Below are 15,579 nucleotides of genomic sequence, written 5' to 3'. Positions count from 1 at the left end.
ACCGTGTGATTCTCATGCGGTGGTTTTCGAAAACATTCTCAGCTGCGAGACGAACGGTTGCTGTTGCTCGGCCATGAAAACGCCCATGACCGTGGCATACATCGCGTCGATGTCGCCCAGAGATTTGTTCATGTCGATCAGCACACCTTGGCCGGCGTTGACGGTCACCGTCTTCGTCAGCTGGGTCGCGAGTTCCTTCTGGCCGGCGTGCTTCGCGCGGCCATCCTTGATCATCGAGTGCACCGCTGATGTGGCGTTCGCGATGTTCCCTCGGGTCATGTATTCGGCCGGCAGGTGGTGCGTCTTGTCGAGCGCCAGGATGGTCGGCTTCATCGTCTCGGCGTCGGTCACGAACTTCTCCACGCGCATCGTACGGCTCAGCTGCACAAGCTTTTTCAACAGCAACTCGTCGTTGCCGAACGTGATCGTCGCGATGAGTTGGGTGTACACAACGCCGTCGTACTTGGTGGACGCGACGATCGAGACGTAGTTCCACGTGCGCCGAGAGCGCGCGAAGGAGATGATGAGCGGTTGCTTACGGGCAGGCCCTGGAATGGGGCCGTACTCGCCGGCCAGCCACGCCGGCATAGGCATCCAAATGCTCTCGACGGACACGAACTCGTTGCGGCGGTAGCGCCGAAACGAGGACTCCAGCATGTTCTTTCCGCGCCGCACTTCGTCTGCCAGGCTGAGTCGGCCGGATGCGATCGCAGGGTTCGCCTGCACGAGGGCCTGCGGATCGTAGAGTGCGAGGTTCGGATCTGCCTCCCACAGGAAGAATCCGAACCTCGGATCGTGACCCTCTTCCTTCGCAGCAGCGGCGCGGCCGATGCGGTACAGCAGTTTGAGCAGCACCGAGTTGTCGTCGCCGGCAGTGGTGAAGCCGGCCACGAGGGCCTTCGGCTGAGCGGATGCGCCTAGGGTGAGCGCGTCCCACGCCTCGGGCTTGAGCAGGTGCAGCTCATCGAGCAGCATCAGGCAGCCGGAGAAGCCCTGCAATCCGTCGCCGTCGCCGGCCGCTTTCACGACGTAGGTCGCCGGCCTTTTCAGGTTCCGCGACTTGATACCGCTACGGTCGGTGGTCTTGAACCGGCGTTTGAGTAGCGGCACGTTGTCGACGCAGTACCGGACCTTGGCGTACAGATTCTTCGCCTGGTCCACGACGGCCGCAATCGAGATCACTTCGGGTGCTCGGGGCACCATCAGGATCAGCCCGTACAGCGCCATGACGGCACCGAGCACGGTTTTGCCGTTCTGCCGACCCATCGAGACGACGACCTGCTGATAGACGAGCTGGCCGGCGAGTGCCTGGTCGTGGTAGTCCGCCGGGTACTTTTGCAGGATCTCGCGGATGAGCCACTTTTGCCACATGTCCAGGCGCAGCTCGTCGCCGGCAGCGAACCGAAACACTTTCTCCGAGAGCCGAATCAGCTTGTCGGCCTCGTCGTAGTCTGGGTTCTCGATCGGCTGCGTGTAGACGCGAGGCAGCCACGGAGGGATCTCGTCCGTCCAGTTCTCCCGGTACTCCTCGGGCAGAACAATGGTCGGCAGCGCGCCGTCCATCAGATATTGGCGATCTCATCATCGAAGCCGTCGTCGTCCGACAGCTCCGTAGCGGGTTTGCACTTGCGCAGCTCCGAGAACAGCATCCGAAACTCCATCGTGAGACCGGCCGGAAGCGCCTGCCCTGCCTTCACTTTCAGGTCCAGGAGCCGCGCAATATGGAACAGCGACGCCAAATACGGGGCCTCCGAATCACTCACCCACTCATTGACCGACAGGAACGACTCGATCGACCCCTCGTATGACTCGTTCGTCACGAAACCCACAACGACCTCCATCCGGCCATGCATAAAATCCGAAGAGCCTGCATCCGCCATCCATACCGCAATGCATAATCATGCATCGTTTTCGTCCCACTCCTTGGAACTAGACCTCTGGCAGCTCTGGGGGGTGTAAGTCCAGGAAGCCCCTCGGTGTCAACCGTCCCCGTTACAAAAACGGGGATACGGTTGCCACCGCCGATCATGCATGAGAGTGGATGATTATGCATGAATGAGTATGCACTGCGATGCATTGACTTGTCGACTATGTCAATGCATCCTTGACACGTGAAGCGACCAATGGACACAGCCGAATACATCGCCTTCGTACGTCGCATCGTGAGGGCAGCAGGGCGCAGGGCAGGCACCGACATCGAGTCACTGCCACACCTGATAGCACTGCGCTCAGAGCTGGATGGGCAGATCACCGAAGCAGTGACAGCAGTACGTGGTGATGGGTACAGCTGGGCTGACATAGCCAAGCGCACAGGTGGCACACGGCAAGCGGCACAGCAGCGTTGGGGATAGCTCATGCTGTGATCCCTGCGCCGAAGAACTCTGGATCGAACCACGTACGCCGGCCATCGGCCTCCACCTTGCCGCCCTTGCTGCGGTTGCACGGCAGGCACAGCAGTTGCAGGTTGTCCAGCTCGTGCACCTTCACGATGTGCCAGGGCACCACGTGGTCTATCTCGCAGCGGTCATCGCTGCCGCACTTACGGCACACGTAGCCGTCACGCGCGCGCACCGCCTTGGCCATGTCGTCCGGTATCGGAGGACGCCTATCGCTTGCCATACAGAGCCACCTCGATCAGGAGGCGACGTGCCTCGTGAGTGTTCTTGTTGTCGTGGTCAGGGGGAATGGGCACACCGGCCCACACCATGCCGAGAGCGTGATGCTGCAGCGCACGCTGAGCGCAACGAGACAGGACAGGGCAGCCAGCACACAGCTGCTCGGCAGCCGCCCGCTTCGTACGCCACTGCCCGCCAGCGACATTCGCATACTCGTATTCAGCAGCACGCCCTCGGCAACGGCTCATCGGGCTTGGTGCTCGTGGCAGAGCGAGCCGTACAGGACACCGGCACCGCAGACGATGCAGTGGTTGCACCACTCCTGGCAGTAGAAGTCGTGGACTACTGTCATGGCTCGGTCACCGGCTCTTCGATGATTTCGGGCTCGGTGTAGCCCCACGACATCGAGCCCATCACGTTGCCCTCGGCGTCATCGACCTGGACCACGATCATCTTCCGCTCAGCGTCGTACGACACCGATGCGAACCGACCCGGCAGGCCATCGAGCGGCACCAACTGGCCCGCCATCAGATACGCCTCGATCGAGCCACTGCAACGGGAGCGTCCCATGCAGGCAGATCAGGGTCGTTCGACCAGTGCGGACCGGCATGGTCGGCAAGGCCAACACATCGAGCCGGCTGGTCCCACTCATCGTCATTCGCATCGATGTACAGAGCAGTGCACTGCGGCTGCCCCACGATGGTGCCGCCGTCGACCTCGACTGCGAGCATGTCGACACCGTCCTGAGCGACGATGTGCAACAACGATTCAGCGGCCGACTCCAACGACTTACGCGCCGCGACGATCGACCCGAGCGCCTGCGTCACATTCCACCGGTGATCGTCCGTCTCAGGTAGCCGCGAGAGCAGATGATTCGCCGCTCCCTCGATCACGATGGCCGGCCCCACCAGACCCGCTACTTGGAACGAGGTCGCATCGAGCAACGTCGCCAAGTCCTTGTCCATCATCAGAACAGCACTCCTTCGGGTTGTTTGTTGCCGGGGTCGGCACGCCGAACGTGGTCAGATCCGACCAACGTCAGGCCGCGTGCATAGCGAGCAGCAGCGGCCATGTAGAGGTTTCCCTCGGGAAGAGTGACGACCTCGCACCGAGATAGCGGCGTGCAGTACATGTTGGCGAGAATGACTGTGTCCCTTGTGTGGTCGGCGCAGGTGACCACGAACGACGCCGTATCGGGTCGGTCGCCCATGTTGATGGACAGTTCCCAGTCGTGGGTCTCGCAGAAGTCTTTGAGCGCCTTCATGATCGGCCGACTACGGGTGTAGAGCTTGATGACCAACTTGCCCTTGGCGACCATGCGTCACGCCTTCGGAGGCCAGGACCAGTCACCGGCCGCTGTGCCCTCGATAGCCGAGACGGTGTACTGCATGCCGCGCGGAGGGAACACCACCAGTTCCACCCAGTCTTTCTCGGCTGGATCGTCCTTCTCGTCGTGCACGTAGGTGATGAGCGCTGCGTGGGGATCACCGAGCAGCTGCGGTGGCAGGCCAGCGTTCCGAGCTTGCGTGGGGTGCGGGTTGTAGTGGACTACTCGTCCGATCGTGGGTTGCATTTCAATCTCCTTGTGTTTGTTCGGCTCTCAGCGTTGCGCTGAGAGCCGTTGTGACGCTTCGTAGAGGGAGCAGAGGGAGTTGGGAGGGCAGGGCGTACCCCGTACCGCAAAGGCACGGGATCACCCGATCTCGGTTCCTTCGCGTCGGTCGCGTCGGTCGTCGGTCGGTTGGTGTGAACGCAAGCGCGGGAATTACTCGGCTTGCCGGGACTGGGATACTTCGAGTGCCTGATACACCAGCAACGGTGTTCCTGCCCGAGTCCGCCTTAACCAGGTCAGACACCCGAATCGGGATGGGTGCAGTGGCCCCTCTAACGGGCGACGACTACGCGGGCTAAGCGCATCACCCGTACGTGAAAGATCCACGGGCGCAGGGACTACGAGGCACCTAGAGGGCTACGGCGGCACGTCGTCGCCGCCCACCGAATCGAGATCTACGGGCGGCAGAGCTGCCTCGCGGGCAGCATCGCGGCAATCGCGGCACAAGGGATGCAGGACCATGCGGTCACGGGGGAACGGACGGTCACAGCCATCGCATACTGTTCGCTGATAGCGGTCGCCGTAATCAATCACAGGAACTCGTCCTCGTGAACCATGGTGGCCGGCCCCAACGTGTGGTCGTCCTTGCGGCGCAACTCGTGTTGGTCGATTGCTGCCAGCGTCTCCAGGATCGTGCCGACGTGATGGAACTCTGTGCCGAACTCGGGATGGCCCCATACTCGATAACCCCACTGGTCAGGGGTCACGGCTCAATCACCCAACGAATCTGCGGTTCACTCGACATTGAAAAGCAGGGCCGAAGGATCTCGATCACGTCATCAAACGAACGGATCTCGTCCCAGCGGCAGTAGATGACCAACTCATCGAGCAGGACGCCCCTGCCGGCACCGAGGTGTCTGATTGAACGGGGCGACCAGACCTCGTGTGCGCCGAACTCCATACGGTCTCGCAACCTTGAATGGTGGATGTGGTTCAGAGTGCGGCCGATGATCGCGCGCCGCCTCATCCCTGACCGCCAGCGAGGACGTAGCAGGCCCCCAGAGCGAGCAGGATGCACGCGAAGCCACACGACGGCACCAACCACCAGAAGAACAACTTGCGGATCAACTCACGCAGCTGTGGACCGGTGGGCCACTGCGGGCGAGCAGTCGGCGTCACATACCGGGCGCTCACAGTTCGAGCCGATCAAGCATCCCGTGGGCGATCCGCGTCAGCTCGGCGGCCGACCGACCCAGGCCGGCCTCACGAGCGAACATCGACGCCACCAGACACGCGTCCACAGCGGCCTGCTCGACAAAGTGAGCGCGCGACACGTCCGCTGGCATGTCTTTGCCCTCGAGATCGACGCCGGCCGTACTGATGGTCATCTCGTACTGGCGAAGGACTATTGCGTCGGCCGGCCTTGAGGTGGACCACTCGGGGTTCTTCGGGGCGGTCATTGCGATACCGCCGGCATGAGTGCCTCGACATCGGCCGGATCGTAGAGACGCGGCCCGGTTGTGCCGGGGGCTTTGTGGACGGGTTGGAGTCGGCCGCTCTTGGCCCAGCGCTGGAGGGTCGAACGCCCGATGTGCAGTCGCTCACAGACCTCGGCAGCGCCGATCAGTTCTGTTTCCATGACGGTGATAGTTGACCATATGCGCAACTTTTGCAAGAACGACGCGCAGTTTCACCACTTGCCGCATGTCAGTGCATGTGGTTAAGCTTGACCAACAGACCGAATAGGGAGAAACGGGGAAGCCATGAGTGAGCCGACGTCATACGAGAGCGGGGGCGACGTTCCCAGCTGGTCCATCGGGGACCGGCTGGACAAAGCGCGCCGGCATGTCGGGTTGAGTCAGGACGAACTGGCCGACCGCCTCGGCATGAGCCGGCGCACGATCGGGTCCTATGAGGCCGGCGTTCGTCAGCCGAAGCGGCCGATCCTGATTGCGTGGGCAATGGCCACGGGCGTGAACCTCCGCTGGCTGGAGACGGGCGAATCGCCTGTCCCAGCACCTCCGGTGCCCCCAGTAGGACTCGAACCTACGACCTGCGGATTAAAAGTCCGTAGCTCTACCAACTGAGCTATAGGGGCGCGGCTCGAAAGTGTAATGGGCCGCGTAGCGCCAACGGGCAGTACCCCCGGCAGTGGGTTCCGACGGGTCAGCGCCCGAAGCTGCTGCATCCGCTCGGCACCGGAATGCCTGCCAGCCGGTCGTCGATCCAGGCGTACGCGCCGGGAATGCCGCTGAGGGCGACGATCAGGTGTTCGCCGAGATATTCCTCGAGTCTGACGTTCGCACCCTGGGCGCACCACTCGTCGTAGAGGGTCTCGGCTCCCTGTCGAGGAATCCAGAACTCCTGCCTGCCCTGATAGATCATGGTGGGGATGGTGGGCGCGAGGTCGCCGCCGAGACGGGTCGCGGCGATGATGCTCTCGGCGATCTCGGTGCGATCGACATTCGGAACGTTCGAGAGCGCCTGTGCCGGGATCGGAGCCACCACGCCACCGGGGGCGAGCAGACCGACGCACATGTCCTTGGCGATCGTGGCCAGACGCAGTCCGTCGGCGTTCATCAGCGAGAACATCTCGGGGTACTCCCGTGCCACCCCGAGCGCCGCCGACAGGAAGAGCGTCGATGCGGCCGTGCCGTTCATCGACGTCAGCAGAATCCGGTAATCGGTCGGTGGACCACCAAACGCCGCGCCCACCAGATTCACATCGGGCGCGTACGTGGGGGCCAATTGTGCCGCCCATCCTGTGGCGATCGCCCCACCCGAGTACCCCGTCATGGCGATGGGAGAAGACGCAGGCACGCCGAGCTCGGGCAGTCGAACCATGGCTCGGAGGGCGTCGAGCACCGCGTGTGCGGCCATGCGTCCGGCGGCGTAGGCCTGCCGTGGCCCCTCGTGATCGGTGACGACGACGGCGTAGTTCTTGGCCAGAAACGCCTGAACGGCCGGTATCTCTCGGGCGAGGCCGCGAGGAAGCAGCCACGACGGCGCACAGGTGTTGCCGAGTGAATTGATGGCCATGTTGTATGCCACGACGGGTCGGCTCCCGGCTCCGGTCCACGGTGCGACCGGCACGATCACGGTGGTGGCCGCAGCGACGGGACGGTCCTTGGAATCGTTGGTGCGGAACAGGATCTGAGTCGAGGTGACCGGCGTGAACAACGGTCCGACGGTCGCCTGTCTGGTTGCGAGTACGGTCCCGGGAGGTTGTTGTTCGTAGCCTGCAGGGGGATCGAACCAGGGCTCACCCAGTGGGGTGGGTAGATAGAGAGCCGGGTCGGCGACGGGGGCCACGAAGTTACCCAGGGGGTCTGCAGATGCCATGCCGGTCGTCGACAGAGCGAGTACGACCACCGCGAACGACGTTGTGATGGAACGAAATACGCGAAATGACACCTTCATGGCATGCACTCGTTTCCGATCGGCCGAACTACTCCATGTGGTGCATGTCACAGTAATTCAGTACAGGTGCGAGTTCGGTGCGAGTCCGGGAACGTGTCGAAAACGTTACCGACCGGTCTTTCTCGTATCGATTACCGGGCAATGGATTTGACCGAGGGCAGACAGCGGTTTCGGCGTATTCGATTGCTGATCACTAGATTTGAAAAATGCTAACGAGGCACGCGAATCAGTTCTGGTCCGAGATCCGTTACCGTGAAATGTAATTCGGTTTTCAACCGAAAGTGCGTGTGTGCTCCAAGCGACGTGAACGATGCGTCGATCGTTCGTTTCACGGAACTCGGCTGTACCTCGGTCGCTGCCGATGGCGAATCGGACGAGCCGCGAGTCGGCACGCGGTCGGTAAGGGGGTCGGTCCGAAGAAGGTCGCGTCGGCGACAGCGGTGGACCGAGTGGAAAGCGGCTCGAGTGCGCACCCCCTGCAGCGCACTCGAGCCGCGCAGATCATACCATCCGGCTTGTTTCGGACGCCTAACCGATTTTTCCGACGGATGTGTGTGGCGAAGCGAACCGTAGGTGAGTCGACTCACGTGTCGTTCGGGTGAAGTACTCTCTATATGTACTACCTGCGGATACGCAGGGCGCTTGGGGCTCGGAGGCACGGAATAAATGGCACAACAAGAGCGCGCACGGCGGACCCGGGCTGCCATCGTGGAGGCGGCGGCGGCGGAATTCGCCAAGCGTGGATACGCAGCGGCATCCGTCAACACCATCTTGGAGGGCTCCAACGCCACCAAGGGTGCGATGTATTTCCATTTCCAGTCGAAGGAAGATCTGGCCCGAGCCGTGCTCGCGGCCGGTCTGGATCGGTACGTCGCCATTACGGAGAAGTGGGCCGACACCACCGCACACCCGTTCTACGTCATCCGCGGGATCGTGGACGACATCGCGCAGAACTTCCAGAACGACGTGATCGTGCGCGCCGAGTTCCGGTTGATAGTCGAGCCGGAGTTCTACGCGGAGGTGCACTCCGGGGGCGGTCGCGTCTGGGGAGCTCAAGGCCACAAGCAAGCCGAGCGCGCTCTCGCGATGGGCGACCTCAAGCCGGAGTTCGACGCAGCCAAGTTCGTGCGGGTGCTTGCCGCGTCGATGGCCGGTCAGCGGTACATGTCGGATCTGGTTGCCGACAACGCAGATCTGCGCGAGCGGTTCGAGGAATCCGTCGAGGTCGTACTGCTCGCCATGGCGTCCGAGCGTTGGCTCGCCGAGTTCAAACTGCACGGGTGGGAGCACTACGGCGAAAACTGCGCGAAAACCACCTCTGACCTGCCGGTTTGAGATTTACAGCGAAAGTGTCCTAAGCTATCCCAGCTCCCAACGGAACGCCGTTGAGGGTAACGTCGAAGCAGTTCGGCGGGCCCCCTTCGTCTAGCGGCCTAGGACGCCGCCCTTTCAAGGCGGTAGCGCGGGTTCGAATCCCGTAGGGGGTACGTAGGAAGAGATCGGATTGACAATCCGGTCGGCAGTACAGCATTCTTCGTCTCGCTTCCCGCGTGATGCGGATTTGCAGTTCGGAGAGTTGGTGCGCTAGAAATAGCGCGGCAACAACAGCAAGGCCCTGTGGCGCAGTTGGTTAGCGCGCCGCCCTGTCACGGCGGAGGTCGCGGGTTCGAGTCCCGTCAGGGTCGCAACATCGGTACGAAGGTGCCGACATTGCGATGGCATTGTTTCACCGGTGCCGCCCGGCCAGGTAGCTCAGTTGGTACGAGCGTCCGCCTGAAAAGCGGAAGGTCGCCGGTTCGATCCCGGCCCTGGCCACCACGGTGTTGGATCGACAAGCACGATGAAAGCCCCTTCCGGTCGTCCGGCAGGGGCTTTTTCGTTCCCAGGAGTTATTGTCGACGCGTGGACGTGATCGATCGAGCGCAGGAGGATCTGGCGCGCGGAGACAGTATCGCCGCTCGAGATCGGCTTCTCGTCGCACTGGTCCGGAACCCGACGTCGCCCGGCATTCTCGAATTGCTCGCGTACACGTATCTGGTAATCGGCGATCGTGCGGCGGCCGGAGCCGTCTGGTTCCTCACCGACAAGTCCGACGACGATCCGACGGCGTCCGCAGCGTTCGCCGCCCTGGAGAAGCAGTACCGGTCGCCTCTGATGATGGCGCGGGCCCTGCCCATCCACGCGCCCTCCGATTGGTATCCCACCCGCGCTCGGATACGGCTGGAGCGGCTGGGTGCCGCGATCGAAGCCAACGGTCAGCACTGGGTGCCGCCACGAGACGTCGTGTATTTCGACGAGGACGGGCTGAACTCGGACGACTTCTACGGCCGGGACGGCGATCAGGACGACTCGGAGTACGACCGCGCAGGGTCGAGTTACCGAACGGTGCGGCAGCGGGCGATCGCGGCGACCATCGTCATCGCGATCGCTGCCACCTCGGCATCGGTGGTGCTGGCACTCGTCTTCGGGTGACGCCGGTTCACGGACGAAGCGTGCGGCACCGAGCGTAGAGTCGCGAAAGAATTTCCGCCGACGATCGAGGGTGACGAGTTTCCATGGGCACAGCGAACGGTGCGGCGTCACCGGCTCCGCGAGACGACAACTATGCCGTCAACCTCGAGCAGGCGAGGGTGTTCGCGAGAGGGCTGGCCGAACATATCGTGACGTGCTCGGCATCCATCGAACTCGCGCAGTCCAAGGCATTTCGAGCTCGCGCGGATCGCGCCGAATCACGGGCCCGAGCGTTCGAGTCCGAAGCGTCGACGCTCCGAACCGAGCTCTACGAGATGTACCGACACATCGACGCGATGACGGCACGCTTTCCGGAGCTGCGCAGCGACCCATCCGTTCGCGGCTAGCTCTCCGGAGCGCTCGTTCGATCAGAGGGCAGCCGAATCGGTGACCAGGCCGAAGGTCGTCTCTGCGCCTCGACGGCCTAGTGCCGATCCCCAGACCTCGTACACCGCGTCGGTGGCGGAGGATCGCTCGATGTCGCGGCCTTCCGCGACGGTGATGAGCGTGCGAGAGAGCTCGAACAGACTGACCCGGTGATGTCTCGCGGTCGTGAACAGCTCGTCGATGGCGTCGGCAACGGATCCACCGTGGATCCCGATGAGCACTCCGGTTGCGATGTCCACGTGAGTGCGGGACGCAGGCGATTCGGGCAGTCTGTCGGTCATCTTTTTCCTCGAGATGGTGTGTGGTCGGTGCGGATGACCGAAGTGGATCCTGGCGTCGAGCGGCTTCACTGTCTCACACGGACGTGACATTTCATACCGTCGGTTTCGCCCGCACGTGCATCCGCTCGCCCTGGGGTCCGAACAGGCTCAGAAGCTCCACCGGTCGGTTTCCGACGGCACCGAACCAGTGCGGCACACGAGTGTCGAATTCGGCTGCCTCGCCTGCCTTCATCGTCAGATCGTGCTCGCCGAGAATCAGCCGCAGGGTGCCGTCGAGGACGTACAACCACTCGTACCCCTCGTGTGTTCGCGGACGCGGCTCCGAGCCCTCTGGGCGGACCAGGAGCTTGTACGCCTGAAGACCGCCGGGACGCAGCGTCAGCGGCAGGATGGTCACGTGTTCGCGAACGGTGGCCGTGGTGCGCACCCGAGGGTCCGCCACGGGCGGCGCGGTCACCAGATCGTCGAGCTTCATCTGATGCGCACGAGCGATGGGCCACAGCAATTCGAGGCTGGGCTTGCGGTCACCGGACTCGAGTCGCGACAGTGTGCTGATCGAAATTCCCGTGGTGTCCGACAGCGATGCCAGGGTGGTGTTCTTCTCCATCCTGATGCGCTTGAGGCGGGGACCGAGGCCCGCGATGACCTCGTCCAGGCCAGAGATCGAATCTTCCATGACACCATTGCAGGTTCGGCAACGAGGTTTGTCAACCCAGGAAACATCGAGGCGCGAAAACGGCCCGCGAAAACGGCCCGCGGGCGACGGCAGGCGGCACATACTCGATCGATGACCGGTCGTCCGGGGACCACGTACCGCAGTGGCATGATCCGCGATGCCTACGGAAGCAGTGCATCCGAGGCGTTCATGGTCGTCGCCATCGTGACCATTCTGATCACAAGGGCTTACCTGGAGTTGACCGACTATCCCCAGGTCGGGGGCAAATCGTTGCACATCGCTCACGCCCTGTACGGCGGCGCTGCGATGATGCTCGCGTTGCTGATCGGGTGGATGTTCATCGGGTTCGGCGTTCGAGTGTTCACGGTGGTGCTCGGCGGAATCGGATTCGGGCTCTTTCTCGACGAAGTCGGCAAATTCGTCACCAAGGACAACGACTACTTCTACGGACCCTCGTCGGAGATCATGTACGTCCTGGTGGTGCTGCTGTTGGTGTTCAGCAGGATCGTTCGGGAGTTCCGCCGGCCCTCGGTCGACGAATCGCTGGCCAACGCGGCTGCGATCGCAGCCGACGGCGTCGCGCACGGCCTACCCGAGCATCGACGCGACTGGGCGCTACGCATGGTCGCGCGGGCCGAGGCCGAGGGTGCCGACGCGGACACCGTGGCCGGGATACGACTGTTGCTCGGCCGCGCTCGACAGTCGACGTCGCGGACCCACTCGCTGAAAAATGTCGTTCCCCGGCTGATTCCCGCGTTCTTCACCAGCGCCCGGTGGATTCCCGTCGTCGGGTGGGGGTTGGTTCTGCTCTCCGGGGCGGGGGTGGTGTTCGGGATCGTCGAGCTCGTCATCGGGGACCTGCACATCGATCGACGCGACCTGACGATCGACGTCGACAGAATGGGAATCGCGAGCGGGATCCTGTTCGTCAGTGCCTGCCTCACCTTCGTCACGGCGCTGCCTGCGATGCTGTGCCTACGTGCTCGAGGACCGCTCTGGCCGCTGCGAACCCTCCGGGTGTCCGCGTTGATCTTCACTCTTCTCAACGCCCTCGTGGACTTCGCTCAGGAGGGTTTCGCCGCGCTGGGGAATGTGGCGGTGGGACTGTTCGCGCTCGCGGTCATCTCGCATCGAATCACCGTCCGTACCGCCGAGCTCACGTCGGAAGCTGCTGCGACGCAGGCGGATCGAGACTCCGATTGCTCTCGAACCGTCGAATCAGGCCGCTGAGCGGATCGACGAATTCGATCGAACGCGCCAGCAAGCGAAGCGGGTCGGAGTAGTCGTCGTGAGCGACCTCACGGAACGAGGGATAGAAATTGTCGCCGACGATCGGAATGCCCAACGAGCACAGATGAACTCGAAGTTGATGCGTCTTTCCGGTTCGCGGACGCAATCGGTACAGGCCGTGGGATCCGAACGTGTCGACGAGCTCGACGAGTGTTTCCGCGTTGGGTTCGCCCGGTACCTCTCGGGCCTGAAGAACGCCGCGCTCCTTGATGATTCGGCTGCGTACCGTCAGCGGGAAGTCGATGTCCCGGGAGCGTGGGGCAATCGCCTCGTAGTGCTTGGTGATGGTGCGTTGAGCGAAGAGTTCCTGGTACGGCCGGCGGGCCTGCTGTCGCACGGTGAACACCAGAACCCCTGCGGTGAGCCTGTCCAGACGGTGCGCCGGGCTGAGCTCGGGCAGGTCGAATCGGCGGCGGAGCAGAACGAGGGCAGAGCGAGCGATGTATGCGCCGCGCGGAGTGGTGGCCAGAAAATGCGGCTTGTCGACGACGAGCAAGTTCTCGTCGCGATGGAGGACGTCGAGTGAGAACGGTACCGTCGGCTCCACCGGCGGGTCGCGGTAGAGGTAGATGTCCGCCCGCGGTCTCGCGACGGTCGTCGAATCGACGGGTACGCCTGCTGCGTCGACGATCTCGCCGCTCGCAACTTTCTCGGTCAGTCGGGCGGCGTCCTGCGGGAACCGGGCGCGCAGGTACTCGAGCACCGTCGCTCCGGTCGCGACCTCCGGCATCCGCACCCGAGTGGGATCGAGGCCGTCGCGCAACGGGAGGGGAGCGGCGGGCATGCACCGACTGTAATCGGTCTGGGCATGGAAACACCCCGGCCGGAAATTCCGGCCGGGGTGTGGTCTGCGGTGAAACCGTTCGGGTTCTACCTAGATGGTGACAACCATCTTGCCGGTGTTCTCGCCCTTCATCAGGCCGATGAACGCCGAGGGGGCGTTGTTCAGGCCGTCGACGACCGTCTCGTCGAATTCGACTGCGCCGCTGCCCAGCCACTCGGTCATCTTCGAGCGGAACTCCTCGGTCACGTGCGCGTAGGAGCCGACGATGAAGCCCTTGAGCGTCAGTTCCTTGCCGATGGCGAGCGCAAGGTTGCGCGGTGCCGGGGTCGGTTCGGTCGAGTTGTACTGAGCGATGGCCCCGCACATGGCGATTCGGCCGAACTTGTTCATCGAACCGATGGCGGCTTCGAGGTGCTCGCCGCCGACGTTGTCGAAGTACACGTCGATGCCGTCGGGTGCGGCTGTGCGGAGCTGTTCGGCAACTGGGCCGTCGTGGTAATCGAAGGCTGCGTCGAAGCCGAGCTCGAGCAGTCGAGCGACCTTCGCGGGGGATCCGGCACTGCCGATGACCCGAGATGCGCCGAGGGCCTTGGCGATCTGTCCGACGAGCGAACCGACTGCGCCTGCAGCGCCGGAGACGAAGACGACGTCGCCCTCCTTGAACGAAGCGACTTCGGTGAGGCCTGCGTACGCCGTCGTGCCGGTCATTCCGAGCGCGCTGAGGTATGCGGACGCCTTCGCGGCCGAGAGATCGACCTTGCTTGCGCCCTTGGCGGGGACGACGGCGACATCGCGCCAGCCCTTACCGTGCAGAACGGCGTCGCCGACAGCGAAACCCTCGGCCTTGGATTCGATGATCTCGCCGACGGCACCGCCGTCGAGTGGGGCGTCGAGCTGGAACGGCGGGACGTACGACTTCACATCGTTCATCCGCCCACGCATGTACGGATCGACCGACATCACGATGTTGCGGACGAGGATCTGCCCGTCGGCGAGTTCGGGAAGGTCGACGACCTCCGCGCGAAAGTTGTCTTCCGTCGGCCAGCCTTCTGGGCGGGACGCGAGGTGAATTTCGTGTGCCTTCAAGGGATTTCCTCTACTCGTCTTCGGTGACTGTGACGGTGACGTCGATGTTGCCGCGGGTGGCGTTGGAGTACGGGCACACCTGGTGGGCCTTGTCGGCCAGAGCCTGGGCGTTCTCGCGGCTCAGATTGGGCAGGGTCACCTCGAGGGTGACGGCGAGCTGGAAGCCGCCCGCGTCGTTGGGGCCGATATCGACACGAGCGCCGACGGCCGAATCGGTGACGTCGGCCTTGTCCTGACGAGCGACCATCTGCAGTGCGGAGTGGAAGCATGCGGCGTAGCCGGCGGCGAAGAGCTGCTCGGGGTTGGTGCCGTTGCCGCTGCCGCCCATGGCCTCCGGGATGGCGAGGTCGAGATCGAGCCGTCCGTCGGAAGTGCGGGCGTGGCCGTTTCGGCCTTCACCGGTGGCCAGTGCCTCGGCGGTGTAGATCGTCTTCATGATGCTCCTTCTGTCGTGCCGGAATCGGTGTGATGCAGAGCGCTCGTCAATGCGTCGAGCGACTCCTTGAGTTTGACGAGATCGTCGACGTTCATGCCGGTCTTCTCGGCCAGCTTTCGTGGAATGTCGAGTGCCTTTGCGCGCATGGCACTTCCGGTCTCGGTGAGGTGGATCTCGACCCGACGTTCGTCGGTGCTCAGGCGTCGGCGCTCGATGAAACCGAGGCCTTCGAGGCGCTTGAGCATCGGCGACAGCGTGCCGGTGTCGAGATCGAGTTCGGCGCAGATGTCCTTGACGCCGCGCCCGTCCCGTTCCCACAGCACCAGCAGTACGAGGTACTGCGGATACGTGACGCCGAGCTCGTCGAGCATCGGGCGATACACCGCGGTGGTAGCCCGCGATGCGGAGTACAGCGCGAAGCACACCTGACGGTCGAGTGCGAGTTCGTTGGTCACGTCAAGAACAGTAGTGCACGGTTAAGTTGTGCGCAACCTACCTGCTCGATGTGCATGGAACTTCGTAGTGGGCTACGAAGTTCCAT

The 15,579-nt window shown here is 63.2% G+C and carries 23 protein-coding genes, 4 tRNA genes and 1 pseudogene; 8 read left to right on the top strand and 20 right to left on the bottom strand.

What is annotated here, in order from left to right:
* Positions 1–12: 12 nt before the first annotated feature.
* From CH296_RS03955 to CH296_RS03900, 12 genes are all read right to left on the bottom strand, one after another.
* Positions 13–1,563, bottom strand: coding sequence for a terminase large subunit domain-containing protein (locus tag CH296_RS03955; protein WP_094684055.1), 1,551 nt, complete (start codon positions 1,561–1,563; stop codon positions 13–15).
* The gene (locus CH296_RS03950) at positions 1,563–1,829 is read right to left on the bottom strand and encodes a hypothetical protein (RefSeq protein WP_143546316.1); all 267 of its coding nucleotides are present in this window, start codon (positions 1,827–1,829) and stop codon (positions 1,563–1,565) included. Before CH296_RS03950 ends, CH296_RS03955 begins: the two co-directional genes overlap by 1 nt.
* A 523-nt stretch (positions 1,830–2,352) precedes the next feature.
* Positions 2,353–2,619, bottom strand: coding sequence for an HNH endonuclease (locus tag CH296_RS03940; protein WP_080731714.1), 267 nt, complete (start codon positions 2,617–2,619; stop codon positions 2,353–2,355).
* Positions 2,606–2,863: a WhiB family transcriptional regulator gene (locus CH296_RS29845; RefSeq protein WP_094684053.1), complete on the bottom strand. Its 258-nt coding sequence runs from the start codon at positions 2,861–2,863 to the stop codon at positions 2,606–2,608. The genes CH296_RS03940 and CH296_RS29845 overlap by 14 nt, the downstream gene beginning before the upstream one ends.
* Positions 2,864–2,963: 100 nt before the next feature.
* Positions 2,964–3,143, bottom strand: a complete 180-nt coding sequence (locus CH296_RS03930) for a hypothetical protein (protein ID WP_094684052.1) — start codon at positions 3,141–3,143, stop codon at positions 2,964–2,966.
* Complete coding sequence (locus tag CH296_RS03925) at positions 3,143–3,583, bottom strand: hypothetical protein (protein ID WP_143546315.1); 441 nt, start codon at positions 3,581–3,583, stop codon at positions 3,143–3,145. The genes CH296_RS03930 and CH296_RS03925 overlap by 1 nt, the downstream gene beginning before the upstream one ends.
* Positions 3,583–3,933, bottom strand: a complete 351-nt coding sequence (locus CH296_RS03920; RefSeq protein ID WP_094684050.1) for a hypothetical protein — start codon at positions 3,931–3,933, stop codon at positions 3,583–3,585. Before CH296_RS03920 ends, CH296_RS03925 begins: the two co-directional genes overlap by 1 nt.
* 3 nt (positions 3,934–3,936) lie before the next feature.
* Positions 3,937–4,188: a hypothetical protein gene (locus CH296_RS03915; RefSeq protein ID WP_094684049.1), complete on the bottom strand. Its 252-nt coding sequence runs from the start codon at positions 4,186–4,188 to the stop codon at positions 3,937–3,939.
* Between the two features lie 569 nt (positions 4,189–4,757).
* On the bottom strand, positions 4,758–4,934 hold the full coding sequence (locus CH296_RS28785; protein WP_179277618.1) for a hypothetical protein: 177 nt from the start codon (positions 4,932–4,934) through the stop codon (positions 4,758–4,760).
* Positions 4,935–5,190: 256 nt separating this feature from the next.
* Positions 5,191–5,361 carry a hypothetical protein gene (locus tag CH296_RS28780; RefSeq protein WP_179277617.1) on the bottom strand — a complete coding sequence of 57 codons (171 nt, stop codon included), beginning with the start codon at positions 5,359–5,361 and terminating at the stop codon, positions 5,191–5,193.
* Positions 5,358–5,627, bottom strand: coding sequence for a hypothetical protein (locus CH296_RS03905; protein WP_094684047.1), 270 nt, complete (start codon positions 5,625–5,627; stop codon positions 5,358–5,360). Before CH296_RS03905 ends, CH296_RS28780 begins: the two co-directional genes overlap by 4 nt.
* Positions 5,624–5,806, bottom strand: a complete 183-nt coding sequence (locus tag CH296_RS03900; protein WP_094684046.1) for a helix-turn-helix domain-containing protein — start codon at positions 5,804–5,806, stop codon at positions 5,624–5,626. Before CH296_RS03900 ends, CH296_RS03905 begins: the two co-directional genes overlap by 4 nt.
* A 124-nt stretch (positions 5,807–5,930) precedes the next feature.
* Between CH296_RS03900 and CH296_RS03895 the strand changes: the two are divergent.
* Positions 5,931–6,158: pseudogene (locus tag CH296_RS03895) on the top strand (helix-turn-helix domain-containing protein); the annotation flags it as partial.
* Positions 6,159–6,192: 34 nt separating this feature from the next.
* Here CH296_RS03895 and CH296_RS03890 read toward each other — a convergent pair.
* Positions 6,193–6,265: transfer RNA gene (locus CH296_RS03890), tRNA-Lys, on the bottom strand.
* Between the two features lie 68 nt (positions 6,266–6,333).
* Positions 6,334–7,587 carry a lipase family protein gene (locus CH296_RS03885; protein WP_094684045.1) on the bottom strand — a complete coding sequence of 418 codons (1,254 nt, stop codon included), beginning with the start codon at positions 7,585–7,587 and terminating at the stop codon, positions 6,334–6,336.
* Positions 7,588–8,253: 666 nt separating this feature from the next.
* On the opposite strand from CH296_RS03885, the gene CH296_RS03875 reads away from it, so the two are divergent.
* The 6 genes from CH296_RS03875 (at position 8,254) to CH296_RS29285 (ending at position 10,445) form a co-directional block, all read left to right on the top strand.
* A complete protein-coding gene (locus CH296_RS03875; protein WP_032377441.1) occupies positions 8,254–8,922 on the top strand; it encodes a TetR/AcrR family transcriptional regulator in 669 nt (222 codons plus the stop codon).
* Between the two features lie 79 nt (positions 8,923–9,001).
* Positions 9,002–9,074: transfer RNA gene (locus CH296_RS03870), tRNA-Glu, on the top strand.
* 124 nt (positions 9,075–9,198) lie between these two features.
* A tRNA-Asp gene (locus tag CH296_RS03865) sits at positions 9,199–9,272 on the top strand.
* Positions 9,273–9,328: 56 nt separating this feature from the next.
* Positions 9,329–9,405, top strand: a tRNA-Phe gene (locus CH296_RS03860).
* A gap of 84 nt (positions 9,406–9,489) precedes the next feature.
* On the top strand, positions 9,490–10,059 hold the full coding sequence (locus tag CH296_RS03855) for a DUF6584 family protein (protein WP_094684044.1): 570 nt from the start codon (positions 9,490–9,492) through the stop codon (positions 10,057–10,059).
* Positions 10,060–10,142: 83 nt separating this feature from the next.
* Positions 10,143–10,445 carry a hypothetical protein gene (locus CH296_RS29285; RefSeq protein WP_094684043.1) on the top strand — a complete coding sequence of 101 codons (303 nt, stop codon included), beginning with the start codon at positions 10,143–10,145 and terminating at the stop codon, positions 10,443–10,445.
* A 21-nt stretch (positions 10,446–10,466) separates the two neighbouring features.
* Here CH296_RS29285 and CH296_RS03845 read toward each other — a convergent pair whose 3' ends face one another.
* On the bottom strand, positions 10,467–10,766 hold the full coding sequence (locus CH296_RS03845) for an ANTAR domain-containing protein (protein ID WP_141214673.1): 300 nt from the start codon (positions 10,764–10,766) through the stop codon (positions 10,467–10,469).
* Positions 10,767–10,857: 91 nt separating this feature from the next.
* Positions 10,858–11,442, bottom strand: a complete 585-nt coding sequence (locus tag CH296_RS03840; protein WP_094631133.1) for a helix-turn-helix domain-containing protein — start codon at positions 11,440–11,442, stop codon at positions 10,858–10,860.
* 111 nt (positions 11,443–11,553) lie between these two features.
* On the opposite strand from CH296_RS03840, the gene CH296_RS03835 reads away from it, so the two are divergent.
* Complete coding sequence (locus tag CH296_RS03835) at positions 11,554–12,672, top strand: hypothetical protein (RefSeq protein WP_094683158.1); 1,119 nt, start codon at positions 11,554–11,556, stop codon at positions 12,670–12,672.
* Here CH296_RS03835 and CH296_RS03830 read toward each other — a convergent pair.
* The 4 genes from CH296_RS03830 to CH296_RS03815 all read right to left on the bottom strand — a co-directional run bounded on the left by CH296_RS03830 (position 12,599) and on the right by CH296_RS03815 (position 15,493).
* The gene (locus CH296_RS03830) at positions 12,599–13,516 is read right to left on the bottom strand and encodes a pseudouridine synthase (RefSeq protein WP_094684042.1); all 918 of its coding nucleotides are present in this window, start codon (positions 13,514–13,516) and stop codon (positions 12,599–12,601) included. The two genes, CH296_RS03835 and CH296_RS03830, sit on opposite strands and share 74 nt — an antisense overlap.
* A 90-nt stretch (positions 13,517–13,606) precedes the next feature.
* Positions 13,607–14,602, bottom strand: a complete 996-nt coding sequence (locus CH296_RS03825) for an NADP-dependent oxidoreductase (RefSeq protein WP_094684041.1) — start codon at positions 14,600–14,602, stop codon at positions 13,607–13,609.
* Between the two features lie 10 nt (positions 14,603–14,612).
* Positions 14,613–15,038, bottom strand: a complete 426-nt coding sequence (locus CH296_RS03820) for an organic hydroperoxide resistance protein (protein ID WP_027495882.1) — start codon at positions 15,036–15,038, stop codon at positions 14,613–14,615.
* On the bottom strand, positions 15,035–15,493 hold the full coding sequence (locus CH296_RS03815; RefSeq protein ID WP_032395865.1) for a MarR family winged helix-turn-helix transcriptional regulator: 459 nt from the start codon (positions 15,491–15,493) through the stop codon (positions 15,035–15,037). The genes CH296_RS03820 and CH296_RS03815 overlap by 4 nt, the downstream gene beginning before the upstream one ends.
* Between the last annotated feature and the right edge of the window lie 86 nt (positions 15,494–15,579).

It is taken from the genome of Rhodococcus sp. 14-2496-1d, assembly GCF_002259365.1.
In the GTDB taxonomy this organism is placed as follows: Bacteria; Actinomycetota; Actinomycetes; order Mycobacteriales; family Mycobacteriaceae; genus Rhodococcoides.
This window is presented reverse-complemented; position numbering and strand designations above follow the sequence as displayed.